The sequence below is a fragment of the [Phormidium] sp. LEGE 05292 genome (assembly GCF_015207735.1).
GTDB lineage: Bacteria > Cyanobacteriota > Cyanobacteriia > Cyanobacteriales > Aerosakkonemataceae > Floridanema.
The window spans coordinates 23,473-37,709 of sequence record NZ_JADEWG010000058.1; the positions used below are offsets into that span (position 1 = coordinate 23,473).

11 protein-coding genes are annotated in these 14,237 nt (G+C 43.1%); 5 read left to right on the forward strand and 6 right to left on the reverse strand.

Annotated features, from left to right (window positions below):
* The first annotated feature begins 48 nt into the window (after positions 1-48).
* Positions 49-672 carry a MarC family protein gene (locus IQ264_RS17085; RefSeq protein ID WP_228061606.1) on the forward strand — a complete coding sequence of 208 codons (624 nt, stop codon included), beginning with the start codon at positions 49-51 and terminating at the stop codon, positions 670-672.
* On the opposite strand, the gene IQ264_RS17090 is transcribed toward IQ264_RS17085, so the two are convergent.
* Positions 649-1,164 carry a hypothetical protein gene (locus IQ264_RS17090; protein WP_193982003.1) on the reverse strand — a complete coding sequence of 172 codons (516 nt, stop codon included), beginning with the start codon at positions 1,162-1,164 and terminating at the stop codon, positions 649-651. The two genes, IQ264_RS17085 and IQ264_RS17090, sit on opposite strands and share 24 nt — an antisense overlap.
* A 124-nt stretch (positions 1,165-1,288) precedes the next feature.
* Between IQ264_RS17090 and IQ264_RS17095 the strand changes: the two genes are divergently transcribed.
* Both IQ264_RS17095 and IQ264_RS17100 read left to right on the forward strand, forming a co-directional pair.
* Positions 1,289-1,501, forward strand: coding sequence for a helix-turn-helix domain-containing protein (locus IQ264_RS17095; RefSeq protein WP_193982004.1), 213 nt, complete (start codon positions 1,289-1,291; stop codon positions 1,499-1,501).
* A gap of 84 nt (positions 1,502-1,585) precedes the next feature.
* Positions 1,586-2,434 carry an FkbM family methyltransferase gene (locus IQ264_RS17100; RefSeq protein ID WP_193982005.1) on the forward strand — a complete coding sequence of 283 codons (849 nt, stop codon included), beginning with the start codon at positions 1,586-1,588 and terminating at the stop codon, positions 2,432-2,434.
* A gap of 127 nt (positions 2,435-2,561) precedes the next feature.
* Here IQ264_RS17100 and IQ264_RS17105 read toward each other — a convergent pair whose 3' ends face one another.
* From IQ264_RS17105 to psaA, 3 genes are all read right to left on the reverse strand, one after another.
* On the reverse strand, positions 2,562-2,918 hold the full coding sequence (locus tag IQ264_RS17105) for a hypothetical protein (protein WP_193982006.1): 357 nt from the start codon (positions 2,916-2,918) through the stop codon (positions 2,562-2,564).
* A 210-nt stretch (positions 2,919-3,128) separates the two neighbouring features.
* Complete coding sequence (gene psaB, locus IQ264_RS17110; RefSeq protein WP_193982014.1) at positions 3,129-5,354, reverse strand: photosystem I core protein PsaB; 2,226 nt, start codon at positions 5,352-5,354, stop codon at positions 3,129-3,131.
* Positions 5,355-5,487: 133 nt separating this feature from the next.
* On the reverse strand, positions 5,488-7,743 hold the full coding sequence (gene psaA / locus IQ264_RS17115) for a photosystem I core protein PsaA (protein ID WP_193982007.1): 2,256 nt from the start codon (positions 7,741-7,743) through the stop codon (positions 5,488-5,490).
* Positions 7,744-8,364: 621 nt separating this feature from the next.
* On the opposite strand from psaA, the gene IQ264_RS17120 reads away from it, so the two are divergent.
* Both IQ264_RS17120 and IQ264_RS17125 read left to right on the forward strand, forming a co-directional pair.
* Positions 8,365-10,017 carry a hypothetical protein gene (locus IQ264_RS17120; RefSeq protein ID WP_228061608.1) on the forward strand — a complete coding sequence of 551 codons (1,653 nt, stop codon included), beginning with the start codon at positions 8,365-8,367 and terminating at the stop codon, positions 10,015-10,017.
* 168 nt (positions 10,018-10,185) lie between these two features.
* Positions 10,186-11,712 carry a thioredoxin-like domain-containing protein gene (locus tag IQ264_RS17125; RefSeq protein ID WP_193982009.1) on the forward strand — a complete coding sequence of 509 codons (1,527 nt, stop codon included), beginning with the start codon at positions 10,186-10,188 and terminating at the stop codon, positions 11,710-11,712.
* Between the two features lie 55 nt (positions 11,713-11,767).
* On the opposite strand, the gene IQ264_RS17130 is transcribed toward IQ264_RS17125, so the two are convergent.
* The gene (locus tag IQ264_RS17130; RefSeq protein ID WP_193982010.1) at positions 11,768-12,526 is read right to left on the reverse strand and encodes a circadian clock KaiB family protein; all 759 of its coding nucleotides are present in this window, start codon (positions 12,524-12,526) and stop codon (positions 11,768-11,770) included.
* An 87-nt stretch (positions 12,527-12,613) separates the two neighbouring features.
* Positions 12,614-13,876 carry a type IV pilus twitching motility protein PilT gene (locus IQ264_RS17135; protein ID WP_322744724.1) on the reverse strand — a complete coding sequence of 421 codons (1,263 nt, stop codon included), beginning with the start codon at positions 13,874-13,876 and terminating at the stop codon, positions 12,614-12,616.
* Positions 13,877-14,237 lie beyond the last annotated feature (361 nt).

Consider the following 14,237-nt stretch of genomic DNA (forward strand, 5'->3'; position numbering starts at 1 on the left):
AACGGTAAGGGATTTTTTACCCTTTAGGTAGTTGTTACTTTTGTATCTATGGTTATTGATATTTCGATTATTGATATTTCTACCTTTGTTAAATCTTTTGTAGCAGTGTTTGTTTTAGCTGATGCTTTGGGAAATGCACCTGTTTTTTTGATTTTAACGAAAGGAATGGAACCCGAACAAAAAAATAAAGTGTTTAATAAGGCAGCTTTGTTTGCTACAGGGGTGCTACTTTTGTTTGCTCTGGTTGGACAAACAGTTCTCAATTATTTACACATTAGTATGGGTTCTTTGCAAGTAGCTGGAGGTCTGTTATTGCTGTTAATTGCTTTGCAAATGTTGGAAGGGAAAATGGATGAACCAATTGTGGAAGCAGAACGAGATATCGCAATTACTCCTTTGGCTTTTCCTTTGTTGGCGGGGCCTGGTACACTTTCAGCGGTCATGGTGTTAATGTCGGAATCTCCTGAAGCAGGTTTAAGTGTTGCTTTGGGAATAGTTTCTGCGATGTTTATCTCTTGGGTAATTGTCAGGCAATCTACTCGCGTTGACCATTTATTAGGTGCGGAAGGGGCGATAATTATTACTCAAATTTTAGGCTTTTTGTTGGCTGCTTTGGCAATAGAAATTGGCAGTGCTGGAATTCGGGCTTTATTTTTTATTTCTAGCCAGTGAAGACGATAAAATTAAAGTTTTTTGTTCTGTGTAAGTTTCTCTCAGGTTCTCTAATACTGTCTGAGAAAATAGGGTTTTAAGTAAGTTGATTAAGTTATGCCATTGAAATAATTTTTCTAGTGAAAGTGTTGTTTTTAACTGATAGGTATAGAATTTTTGCCAGAATTCTTGGGCTGGTTTCTTTTTCCAGCGTTTATGCCAAAAGTAAAAATCTAATGCTGTGGGCAGGTTTACGGATAAAATGGGGGGAAAGTCGGCATAACTGACAAATCTGCTGACTCCTTTGCCGTGAACGTGGACAACATACCGCAAGCAAGTAATTTTGTAGATTTCCTCGACGGAAATCTTGAATAGTAGCGCCGCTGCTGCTTCGGTGACGAACCTTGCTAAGGGATGCAGGGTTGGCGATTTGTGGACAATTTTTGATTCTGAGATTTTGATTGATGAAATAATCTCAAAACTTTGCAATTCTAGCTTTGATGTTGATAACATATATTTGACTCTATTTTTTTGGGTCTTTTTTGCGATCGCCCTTTTTGTTTGTCAGACTACGGGGGCGATTGCTTTTACATTAGTAATTATTTATTATAAGGTGTAATTGCACCATTAGTCAAGCATGGGTCTAGTGAGACTAAGAATTCGGGAACTAGCGGCGGAGAAAGGGTGGACACTTAAGGAAGTTGCCGATCGCTCTGGAGTAGTGTACAACACTGTTAAAAGTTATGCTCGTCGTTCTGAATTAGCTATGGTTGATTATACGGCAGTGCATAAGTTAGCGCGAACTTTTGATGTGATGATTGAGGATTTGGTGGAGATTTTAGAGGAGTAGGGGAGCTCCCTAAATCTATAGTTGAATTCTGATATCTATAAAATTAGGATAAAAGTAGAAATTAAATGAGAGAGTGCAAAAAATATGATGTCAAAGGAATACCAGATAGGTCGTTACCATATTATTTTGCCCTCTGACCATTTACTAGATAGTTATCAATCTACCTGGTTGAGATATGATACAGCTTTGGGATACATTGCTCAAGCTATTTTTCAAAAGTACCCTGAATCCTCAGCTATAGATATAGGGGCAAATGTAGGAGATAGTGCAGCTTTAATTAAACAATATTCAGATATCCCGGTATTGTGTATTGAAGGTAATCCTAATTTTCTGGAATATCTTAAACAAAATGCTTTCAGAATAGGTGGAGTTGAAATTGCTGAATGCTTTGTTGGTAAGGATGGAGAATTAGTTAACTTAGATCGGTTGTTTAGTAGTGGCGGAACTGCATCAATTGTTCAAGCGATCGATCGGGAAGGTACAACAGTTGTTCCTACAAAGAGTCTTGAATTAATTCTTTCTGATTATCCTATCTTTAAAAATGCTAAACTCTTAAAAATTGATACTGATGGTTTTGATTTTTACATTATTGAAACCTCTCTTGAAGCGATCGAAGGGCTGGCTCCTGTAATATATTTTGAGTATGATATTAGTTTCCAAAATCAGGGAGAAGAAGCTGGACTAGCAACAATTCAAAATTTATTTGATATCGGGTATGAATATTTTATGGTTTATGATAACTATGGCAACTATTTAATTAGTTTGTCTCATCAAGAATACGATCGCTTTCTCGACCTGACAAGTTATCTAGCCTCAAATCGCAAAAAAAGTGGCACCCCTGTGGTTCATTATTTTGATATTTGTGCATTTACTGAAAATGACATTGATTTATTTGAATCGATTAGACTTGGCGAAATTAATCTAAATTTTTGATTGACTCCAGTGAGGAAACTTAGTGCGATCGCTAAAACTAAAACCCAATTAATCACTACTTTTTGAAATTTGCTTATCCTGTATCAGTGAGTAAGGAATAGGCATTCTTGATTACCCGTCCTATTTCTTAAACTTTCAGTTGCTTATATGCTCTTACCCAATTTAAAATTTTTTTAGAGCCTACGCCTAGCTGTTTCTGCATATCTTCTATAGAAGAGTAAAATCCGTCGTTTCTAATTTGTTTTGCGTATCCTTTAATTCCAGGTATGGAAGTAATATTAGCTTTGGGATCGTTAATAAAATTCAAAAACTTTGTAATCTCTGGATTTTCTAAAGGTTCTAGTACTCTTTGATTGAGTTTGGACTGTAAAAGAGCTTGTTCAATAGCTTTTTCTGCTTCCGCTTTTTTGGCTGCGATCAGAAATACCCAAATCCGCTCAAGTTTTGCCTCAAGAGCAGCTTCATAAATTGGTAATCCTGTCATCAAGTGGTACTATATCTTCTTCATCTGTTAGACAAACGATAGGAAGAGAAAAGTTAATCTGCCAACTTGTCAAACTGTCAGTAAGTTGCTTCTTTTTAGATTTGGACATTATTAATTGACACTGAACAAAATATCTAGCAAAAATCCCCCACCCAAAGGGCAGGGGATTTATTAATTACCTAACTACGAGGTGATTTCAGTTAACTCTCATCAACCGAACTTACCAGCAGTAGAGGCAATTACGAAGGCTGCGTAGGTGAGGACGTAACCCACAGCGAAGTGAGTTAAACCAACCAAACGAGCTTGAACGATCGACAGAGCAACTGGCTTGTCTTTCCAACGAACTAAGTTCGCTAGAGGAGTACGTTCGTGAGCCCAAACTAAGGTTTCGATCAACTCTTGCCAGTAACCGCGCCAGCTAATCAGGAACATAAAACCAGTCGCCCAAACTAGGTGTCCGAAGAGGAACATCCAAGCCCAAATAGACAGGTTGTTCATGCCGTAGGGGTTGTACCCGTTGATCAACTGAGCGGAGTTCAGCCAGAGGTAGTCACGGAACCAGCCCATGAGGTAAGTAGAAGACTCATTGAACTGAGCTACGTTGCCTTGCCAAATACCCAGATGCTTCCAGTGCCAGTAGAAGGTTACCCAACCAATGGTGTTCAGCATCCAGAACATAGCGAGGTAGAAAGAGTCCCAAGCAGAGATGTCGCAAGTACCGCCACGACCAGGGCCATCGCAAGGGAAGGCATAGCCGAAGTCTTTCTTGTCGGGCATCAGCTTAGATCCGCGTGCATCCAACGCACCTTTAACCAAGATCAAGGTGGTGGTGTGCAAGCCGAGAGCGATTGCATGGTGAACCAAGAAGTCGCCAGGGCCAATTGTTAAGAATAGAGAGTTGGTGCCAGCGTTGATTGCATCCAACCAGCCAGGTAACCAAACGTTGCCGTGGTTAGGCCAAGCTGTAGAAGCAATGCTATCTGGGTTGGACAGCAAGGTTTGCATACCGTATAGCACCTTACCGTTAGCAGATTGAACGAACTGAGCGAATACGGGTTCGATCAATATTTGCTTTTCAGGAGTTCCGAAAGCAACTACCACATCGTTGTGGACGTACAAGCCCAGCGTGTGGAAGCCCAGGAACAGAGAAACCCAGCTCAAGTGAGAAATGATGGCTTCTTTGTGTTGCAACACGCGATCCAATACGTTGCCTTTGTTTTGCTCAGGGTCATAGTCGCGCACCCAGAAGATTGCTCCGTGGGCGAAAGCACCGACCATGATAAAACCGGCAATGTACTGGTGGTGGGTGTACAGCGCTGCTTGGGTTGTGTAGTCCTGCGCTATGAAAGCGTAGGGAGGCATCGAGTACATATGTTGAGCCACCAAGGAGGTGATTACACCCAAGCAAGCTAGGTGCCAACCCAACTGGAAGTGCAAGGAGTTGTTGTAGGTGTCGTAAATGCCTTGGTGAGGCAAGTTAAACGGTCCTTCAACTTTCGTGCCAAAGAAATCCTTGGCATTCATCATTTCCTTGATACTGTGACCAATCCCGAAGTTCGTCCGGTACATATGACCAGCGACGATAAACAGAACTGCGATCGCCAAATGGTGATGTGCAATATCTGTCAACCACAGAGATTGAGTCTGTGGATGGAAACCACCCAAGAAGGTCAAAATTGCGCTACCTGAACCTGTAGCTGTACCAAATACATGACCAGCAGTATCGGGGTTTTCTGCGTAAACTCCCCAATTTCCAGTGAAAAAGGGTAGTAGACCAGCTGGGTGAGGCTTGATACTCAGGAAATTATCCCAACCTACGTGCTGTCCGCGAGCTTCGGGGATGGCAACGTGGATCAAGTGACCAGCCCAAGCTAGAGAGCTCACACCGAACAGACCAGCCAAGTGGTGATTCAGACGAGATTCAGCGTTTTTGAACCAAGACAAGCTGGGGCGGAACTTAGGCTGTAAGTGCAACCAACCTGCGAACAGGAAGATTGCTGACAGCAGCAGTAAGAACAACGCACCTTGGTACAGGTCGCCGTTTGTCCGCATCCCGATGGTGTACCACCAGTGATAAACACCTGAGTAGGAAATATTTACTGGATAGTTAGCACCAGCTTGGGTGAAAGCTTCAACAGCTGGTTTACCGAATTGCGGGTCCCAAATCGCGTGAGCAATGGGACGGATGTTTAGCGGATCTTTTATCCACTGTTCAAAGTTGCCTTGCCAAGCGACGTGGAACAGGTTACCGGAAGTCCACAGGAAAATGATTGCGATGTGACCGAAATGGGAGGCGAAGATCTTTTGATAAAGATTTTCCTCCGTCATGCCATCATGGCTTTCAAAGTCGTGTGCTGTAGCAATCCCGTACCAAATCCGACGAGTAGTCGGGTCTTGAGCAAGGTCTTGGCTAAATTTAGGGAATTTTGTTGCCATAAGCCTTGATGAATGCTGGATCTTGCTTAAATCATCAACGACGTACTGAGCTTCTGGGTTCTGAATATCTGAATTTTGAGGAAAGTTCAAAACTTGGTAACTCAAAACCCAGAAGCTTTTTCCGCGCTCTTTCTTATCCTAAAGACAGCGATCGAGCTAGGAAGAATGCCCATGTAGTGACAATTCCTCCCAAGAGGTAGTGAGCTACCCCTACTGCACGGCCCTGAATAATACTCAGAGCGCGAGGCTGAATCGAAGGAGCCACTTTCAGTTTATTGTGTGCCCAAACAATCGATTCGATCAACTCTTGCCAGTAGCCACGACCACTGAATAGGAACATTAGGCTGAATGCCCAAACAAAGTGAGCGCCTAAGAACAGTAAGCCGTAAGCTGATAGCGCAGAGCCGTAGGAGTTAATCACTTGAGAGGCTTGCGCCCACAAGAAATCGCGCAACCAACCGTTGATTGTAACCGCGCTTTGAGCAAAGTTACCACCTGTGATGTGAGAAACTGTGCCATCGGGTGCCACAGTACCCCAAACATCTGATTGCATTTTCCAGCTGAAGTGGAAGATCACAACCGAGATGCTGTTATACATCCAGAACAGTCCCAAGAATACGTGGTCCCAACCAGATACTTGGCAGGTGCCGCCACGACCAGGGCCGTCGCAGGGGAAACGGAAGCCTAAGTTTGCCTTGTCTGGAATCAGACGAGAGCTACGGGCGAACAGTACGCCCTTAAGCAGGATCAGCACGGTGACGTGGATGGTAAACGCATGGATATGGTGTACCAAGAAGTCTGCCGTACCCAAAGCAATTGGCATCATTGCCACTTTGCCACCTACGGCAACGGCACCGCCGCCGAAGGCATAGCTAGCAGGTTGTAACGCATTAGGAGCGGTACCGCCTGGAGCCAAAGTGTGAATATTTTGTACCCACTGAGCGAATACTGGTTGTAGTTGAATGCCAGTATCAGAGAAAGTGTCTTGGGGACGACCAAACGCACGCATGGTGTCGTTATGGACGTACAAACCAAAGCTATGGAAGCCCAAGAACATACATACCCAGTTCAAGTGGGAAATAATTGCGTCCCGATGACGGATTACGCGATCGAGCAGGTTGTTCTGATTCACTGCAGGATCATAGTCGCGCACCATGAAGATAGCGCCATGAGCAGCACCGCCAACGATTAAGAAGCCGCCAATCCACATATGGTGTGTGAAGATTGACAACTGCGTAGCATAGTCCGTTGCCAAGTATGGATAGGGAGGCATCGAATACATATGCTGCGCGACGATGATGGAGAGTGAGCCCATCATGGCTAAGTTAATCGCCAATTGCGCGTGCCAGGAAGTTGTCAGAACTTCATACAATCCCTTGTGACCTTCGCCAGTGAAGGGACCTTTGTGGTTCTCCAGAATTTCCTTCATGCTGTGACCAATGCCCCAGTTTGTCCGGTACATATGGCCAGCGATGATGAACAGAACTGCGATCGCTAAGTGGTGATGTGCTGAGTCAGACAACCACAAGCCGCCTGTTACGGGGTTCAGACCACCTTTGAAGGTCAGGAAGTCCGAATAAACTCCCCAGTTCAAGGTAAAGAATGGAGCTAAACCTTGGGCAAAGCTAGGATACAACTCTGTCATCAAGTCCTTATTCAGGATGAACTCTTGAGGCAGGGGAATATCTTTTGGAGCTACCCCAGCATCTAAGAGTTTGTTGATTGGCAGAGAAACGTGAATTTGGTGTCCAGCCCAACCCAAAGAGCCACAACCCAGCAACACTGACAGGTGGTGGTTCATCATCGACTCCGCATTCTGGAACCATTCCAGTTTGGGAGCGCGTTTGTGATAGTGGAACCAGCCAGCAAATAGCATCAAAGCTGCCATTACTAGCCCACCAATTGCGGTGCAGTATAACTGGAAGCTATTGGTAAAGCCAGCAGCCCGCCAGATATAGAAGAATCCAGAGGTAATCTGAATCCCGTGGAAACCGCCGCCTACATCGGCATTTAAAATTTCCTGACCTACGATCGGCCAAACCACCTGAGCACTGGGTTTAATGCCAGTGGGGTTGGCTAACCAAGCTTCGTAGTTGGAGAATTTAGCGCCATGAAAATACATGCCGCTTAACCAGACAAAAATAACTGCCAAGTGACCGAAATGAGCGCTGAAGATTTTCCGAGAAACATCTTCTAGGTCACTGGTATGACTATCAAAGTCATGGGCGTTAGCGTGTAGGTTCCAAATCCAGGTTGTGGTTTTTGGCCCTTTGGATAAGGTGCGATCGAAATGTCCAGGCTGAGACCACTTCTCAAACGAAGTAGGCACCGGATCATTATCAACTACCACCCTTACCTTTGCCTCTCGCTCTGGAGGACTTATCGTCATGAAGACTCTCCTCTCTCTTTAACTAAGGCACGAGGTTTACCCCGTTTGAATTTATCTTGAGGTTTTGTTAGGTGTTGTGCTACCCTTCTTTACCCTTGCAGGTTTAGTTAGGGTTTCTCGCTTCTTTGTCCCGGCGCACCGTCGGACTCCACGAGCTTTAACCACGGATTGCACTACCGCAGTTTTTTTCACCTTCAAACTAAGCTTTTTCCCATTTTGGAGAAATTACTTAGCTTTTGGTCTTCCAGGGTACCCCAACTTTGGGAAAAATTTTACCAAATCAGTACTTTTAGCTTGTGGCTGGCCTGTGTTTGGCAGGGGGTAGTTCCTTTTGATGAATTATAGGACTAGGTTCCCATTCTTTTTAAAAGTAGTTAACAATAATTCAAATATCCTAGAGCATAGACACCTACTAGCTTTTACCTTATAACTCTTGGTCAAAAGTCAAGGGGTGTTGCGATTTAGTTTACAAAACTCAAAAATTAGTAAAGTTTAACTATTAGGTTAATCAGTGATTAATACCTAAACCGTAAGGCTCTGAGCCGTTTTGGGCTATAGTCTCAAATAAATAGCTTACTGAGAAGTCTATTATTAGTTGTTTAGGAGTATTAAAAGGTGTATATGCAAAATTGGCTACCAGGAAAGGCAAAACAGCTATTAAGTTTCTTATTGGCAGCAGCAGTAATTCTTAGTTTAGTAAGCTGTGCCAATCAACCCCTTACAAAAGAGAAGGATAAATATAGATCTGATTCTGGGTTAACCATAGGAAAAAACATTGTCGAAGTTTCTCCTCCCGAAACTCTTCAAGAATTGCGCCAAGGATTAGAAAGTTACCAACCCCAAGTCACCATACTGAGTCCCCAAGCAGATCAAATTTTAGAAGACAATAGCGTTACTGTAAAATTTCAGGTGGCGGATTTACCGATATTTAAGAATTCTGAACTAGGTTTAGGCCCACACCTGCACGTCTTTTTAGACAACCAACCTTATCAAGCAGTTTATGACCTTACTCAACCCTTAGTTTTTTCCGACTTAGCCCCAGGTACTCACACCATTAGGGTTTTCGCCTCTCGTCCTTGGGACGAAAGCTTTAAAAACGAGGGTGCATACGCCCAAACAACTTTCCATATTTTTACCAAAACTGAGGAAAATAATCCCAATGCTACCCAACCCCTGCTAACATACAGCCGTCCTCAAGGTAGCTACGGTGCGGAACCTATCATGCTGGACTTTTACCTCACGAATGCGCCTTTACATTCAGTAGCGCAAAAAAAACCTGATGATGAAATAGCTGATTGGAAAATTCGCTGCACAGTCAATGGTAAAAGCTTCATTATTGATAAATGGCAACCTATTTATCTCCAAGGCTTTAAACCGGGGAAAAACTGGATCAAATTGGAGTTGTTAGACGAACAGGGCAAGCCATTAGAAAATGTGTATAACAGTACAGTGCGAGTGTTGAGCTATGAACCGAATGGCACAGATACACTTTCGCAATTGGTACGAGGTGAACTTTCAGTTGCTGATGCTCGTGGGATAGTCGATCGCAACTACACTCCTCCTAAACCACGAGAACCGGAAACCATACCAACTCCCGAAGCAACAGTTACACCAACACCGGAAACACCAACAGAAGTTCCGGTAAAAGAAACACCATCACCAGCAGAAGCTACCAAAGCAGAAGAAATTCCGATTACTGAAGAAGTAGAACCGCAAGTTCTACCTGAAATTCAGGAAACACCAACTCCTGAACCGGAAGTTACACCAATTCCAGAAACTAAAGCAAAAGTAGAATCTATACCTGAAGTTACAGAAACACCAACTCCTGAACCGGAAGTTACACCAATTCCAGAAACTAAAGCAAAAGTAGAATCTATACCTGTACCTGAAGTTACGGAAACCCTCTCCCCGGTACCAATAATTAAGGAAGTATCAGCACCTTCAGGAGAAACTTTAGCGAAAACCAAGGTGGAAGCTACAGCTACTGGGGAAGAGAAAACTCCAGCAGAAATAACTGAGACACAACCTATAAGCAAACCACAGAAGTTGAATTTTAGAAAGCTGTTGGAACGTTTCGAGTTACCAGGTTATAAAAAAGTGAAATCTCAACCCAGTTTGCCAATTATTGCAGTAGAAACCCCTATACCAGAATTAGAATCGGCTGCACAAATTTTGCAAGAAAGTCCTGCAACTGTGGGAGAAACAAAGGTAGAAGATACAGATTCTGCGGTTAACGCTGAGGAAACAGCACAAACAAGTGTTTCTGTGGAATAGTTAGCTACTGAAGCAAAATTTTTTCCTAATCAGGGGAGTTGAATCAACAAAAGAGGTTCAACTCCTTTTTTAATGCCTGTTTTCTGCAATTAGCGTGATGGTCAGATGAGTGGTAGGCTTAAATAGTGGAGTAACATGGATGCGATCGCCATTACATAAGGAGAATCTATGGCACCTCGCGTTAGAGCGCCAGAATTACCCCAAAACTTTACTTGGCTAAATACCGATCGTCCCTTATCCTTAAAAGAATTAAAAGGGCGAATAGTAATTCTAGATTTTTGGACATATTGCTGCATTAACTGCTTGCACGTCTTGCCCGACTTAAAATATTTAGAGCAGAAATACAAAGATACCCTTACCGTTATCGGCGTTCACTCCGCCAAATTCGACAACGAACAAGAAATAGAAAACATTCGTCAAGCAATTCTTCGTTACGACATCGAACATCCAGTAATAGTAGATCAAAACTTTCAAATTTGGCAACAATACGCCGTGCGTGCTTGGCCCACTCTAGTCATAATCGATCCCGAAACTTATTGTGTAAGTAGTGCATCTGGAGAAGGCAACCGCGACGCTTTAGACGATTTAATTTCCCAAATTATTCAAGCACATCAAGAACATGGAACCCTCAATTTTCAAGAATTCTCAACTAATTTAGAAAAACAAAAAACCCCATTAAATACACCATTAGCCTTTCCCGGAAAAGTACTAGCTGACGGAGAAGGAAATCGACTATTTATTGCTGATACAGGACATCATCGGATTATTATTAGCACCTTAGAAGGCGAACTATTACACATAATTGGTAATGGAAAATCAGGCTTAACAGATGGTGATTTTACACAAGCACAATTTTTTGCCCCCCAAGGAATGGCATTAGATGAAGAACAACAAATTCTCTACATTGCCGACACAGAAAATCATACTTTACGCCAGATAGACCTAAAAAATCAACAAGTAAAAACCATTGCCGGAACAGGCGAACAAGGTCATTACATCCGTCCTCACAGTGGACAAGCTTTAGAAACAGCCCTTAATTCCCCTTGGGATTTGGAAAAAATCGGTAACAGCATCTATATTGCTATGGCAGGGCCGCACCAAATCTGGGAAATGGAACTAGAAACAAATATAATTCGTACTTATGCTGGAACAGGTGCAGAAGGTTGCGTAGATGGTTCTCTAAGTAACTCAGCCTTTGCCCAACCAAGTGGAATTACCAGCGATCGCAGAGAATTATATATTGCTGATAGCGAAATTAGTTCAATTCGGGCTGTTGGTTTAGCTGATTTACAAGAAGTACGTACAGTCTGTGGTAGTGGAGAATTATTTGGATTTGGTGATGTAGATGGCATTGCTTCTGAAGTCAGATTGCAACATTGTTTGGGAGTAAAATATATCCCAGATTATCTTTGGATAGCAGATACTTACAATCACAAAATTAAGCGTGTAGACCCTCACATAGGCAAATGCCAAACTATGTTAGGAGATGGAATACCCGGACATCAAGATGGTCAAGGAAAAAACTCTCGATTTTTTGAACCCAGTGGTTTAAGTGCAGCAGGTTTTCTATTATTTATTGCTGATACAAATAATCACGTAATTCGGCGGGTAGAACTGGATACCTTGAAAGTAACTACTATGGAATTTCCCAACTTATGTGCCCCCGATGTCTGCATTCCCAAAACAATAGTATAGGTCTGTTGTAACGACTGAAGTCGTTAAGCACTGAAGTGCTTACAACGAACTATTTCTAAACATCTGGAGGCAACAACAACCTTAAAATTTTATTCATATCTTCTATTTCACCAACAATTCTTTTAATAGGTTTAGGCCATACTTTTACCAAAGTCGGTGTAGCAGAAACTTGGTCGGCTTCTGCTTGTTCTGGATGTTTAAAAACATCAATTACTTTTAATGTATAGGGACAATTAAGAGATTCTTCTAATAACTTATATAAATTTTGCAGAATTCTTTCTGTTGCCACACTGTAATTCGACACAAACAAACGCAACACATAACCTTGAGATTCTGGAGGTAAAAGACTAGACTCATCGTTTTGTGGAAGGAAATAATTAATTAAACCATTCTTTTCAAACCGCACTACTAAATCATTTTCTTCCCAAAGTTGGGGAAATTGTTCGCGATAAGTAGCCAAAACAATTGAGTCACAAAGTCCTTCTTGCCAAGGTGCAACTTGCCAAACTAAATTATCAATGCCAAAGACCGCATTTAGCAATGCTTGATGTCGCCTAACTAAAGGATAGGCTTCCGCAGAAATTCGTAATTCTTGAGAGCGCGGGTCTAACCATTTATCAATAGTAGCAGTGTAGCAAGGTACTAAAAAATGTGGAGGTTCTGACAGTCCGAGCATTTCCTGTAAACCAGCACATAAATCTAAATGCCATCGACCTTGTTTATTGGGGTCAATACAATAAATGAGATCTCCACCTGGAGTAAACAGTGCAATACCTTTAAAAAGTTCCGGCAACTGAGGATGATTTTGGTTCAAGGCAACTATTCAGAAAGGGCAGAAAGAGAAAAACTAAAGGCAAAAGAATAGAAATTTATCATTACTTTTGCCTTTCTAATTTTAGTGCTAAACACGACCTCGGAGGAATTGAGCCATTTCGTTAGGAGTGGGTGATTTTTCCAAAGCTTCTTCTTCGGTAATTCTACCTTCTTGATACAAAGCTAATAGTGCTTGGTTCATAGTTTGCATTCCGTCGAATTTGGACTTCAGCATGATGCCAGTAATTTCTTCGTACTTACCTTGAATAATGTACTCTTTAATCGCGTCGGTATTGATCAGGATATCGTGATAGGCAGCACGTTTGCCGTCTGTAGTTTTGCACAATCCCTGAGCGATAATTGCAACTAAAGATTCTGCCAAAGCAACTTTCATTGATTGTTGTTCTTCGGCACTGTAAAGGTTAAGTATCCGTTCAATGGTTTTCACTGCACTATTGGTGTGCAATGTTCCCATAACCAAGTGACCTGTTTGTGCTGCTTTGAGGGCGGTGTTAACTGTTTCTTTATCGCGCATTTCACCGACGATAATCAAATCTGGGTCTTCCCGCAAAGCTGCTTTTAGGGCATTGTCGAATTTCTTGGTGTGTATTCCTACTTCCCGGTGTTTAATTAAGCTCTTACGACTGGTATGTACGAATTCGATCGGGTCTTCAATACTGATGATATGCCTTGCCATATTCTTGTTCATGTAATCTACCATTGCGGCCATTGTGGTAGATTTACCGGAACCTGTTGGCCCTGTGACTAAGATGAAGCCTTTGTGATAGTGGCAGACATCTTTGAATACTGGAGGCAAGTTTAATTGCTCCATAGATAAGATGTTGTTGGGAATCAAACGCATGACCATTGCTGGTCCTTTCATTGAGCCGAAAACGTTAATCCGGGCACGAGAGAATTCGTATTGGGTAACTCCGTCAAAGTCTAGGGTTTCTTCAAATTTGCGAATGTCGTCGTCAGTAAGTACTTCTTGTAGCCAACTCATGAATGTGGCTTCGTCAGTGACGGGCCAATCTGTGGTGATGATGTCGCCGCGTTTCCGGTAGCGTGGTGATTCGCCTACGCCAACGTGAATGTCAGAAATCCCGTCATCAAAGGCTTTTTTAACTATTTCCAGTAGAGTGAGTCGCCCTGTGGCTGAGTGAGAAATTTCTGGTGGTCGAGCTGAAACTGGTACTGTTTGTGTTGCCATCTGTGCTGATGGTGCCGCTGGTGGCGGTGCCATTGATGGCGGCGGGGTTTGCGGCACTCTGGGAGGTGCTCCAGGGGGGACTGTTTGTGTTGGTGCTGATGATAGTGGTTGTGTTGCTTGTGTTGCCCCGGCACCCTGCATCCGCGCCACTGTTTGTGTTGTCCCTGCGCCTGGGGTGCGAGGAGGTACTCCTGGGTTGGTTGGTGGTACTCCGGGAGTCCTGGCACTGGGAGGCAAGGGCATGGTTTCATCTGTATACCGCTGTGCTGCTCCGGGAGTTGCTTGTGCGGGTGGCACTCTCCTGGCAGCGGGCGGCACTCCTCCGGGAGGAAGGGGGCGAGAACCAGGTGGAGGAGGCATTTGTGGGCGGTTTGAATCTGTCATAAGTCTTTTGGATTTACGAGAATAGGAAACTTTGGTCTGGGGATAGAGCCGACAGCCCATATCTCTTCTATATGAAGTTTTCCCAAAAATTCCTGTTGAGCAACATTAATTTTTAAAG

Excerpts from the sequence above, each read along its gene's own strand:
- IQ264_RS17085 (WP_228061606.1), top strand. The coding sequence starts at position 49 with ATGGTTATTGATATTTCGATTATTGATATTTCTACCTTTGTTAAATCT.
- IQ264_RS17090 (WP_193982003.1), bottom strand. The coding sequence starts at position 1,164 with ATGTTATCAACATCAAAGCTAGAATTGCAAAGTTTTGAGATTATTTCA.
- IQ264_RS17095 (WP_193982004.1), top strand. The coding sequence starts at position 1,289 with ATGGGTCTAGTGAGACTAAGAATTCGGGAACTAGCGGCGGAGAAAGGG.
- IQ264_RS17100 (WP_193982005.1), top strand. The coding sequence starts at position 1,586 with ATGATGTCAAAGGAATACCAGATAGGTCGTTACCATATTATTTTGCCC.
- IQ264_RS17105 (WP_193982006.1), bottom strand. The coding sequence starts at position 2,918 with ATGACAGGATTACCAATTTATGAAGCTGCTCTTGAGGCAAAACTTGAG.
- psaB (WP_193982014.1), bottom strand. The coding sequence starts at position 5,354 with ATGGCAACAAAATTCCCTAAATTTAGCCAAGACCTTGCTCAAGACCCG.
- psaA (WP_193982007.1), bottom strand. The coding sequence starts at position 7,743 with ATGACGATAAGTCCTCCAGAGCGAGAGGCAAAGGTAAGGGTGGTAGTT.
- IQ264_RS17120 (WP_228061608.1), top strand. The coding sequence starts at position 8,365 with ATGCAAAATTGGCTACCAGGAAAGGCAAAACAGCTATTAAGTTTCTTA.
- IQ264_RS17125 (WP_193982009.1), top strand. The coding sequence starts at position 10,186 with ATGGCACCTCGCGTTAGAGCGCCAGAATTACCCCAAAACTTTACTTGG.
- IQ264_RS17135 (WP_322744724.1), bottom strand. The coding sequence starts at position 13,876 with ATGCAGGGTGCCGGGGCAACACAAGCAACACAACCACTATCATCAGCA.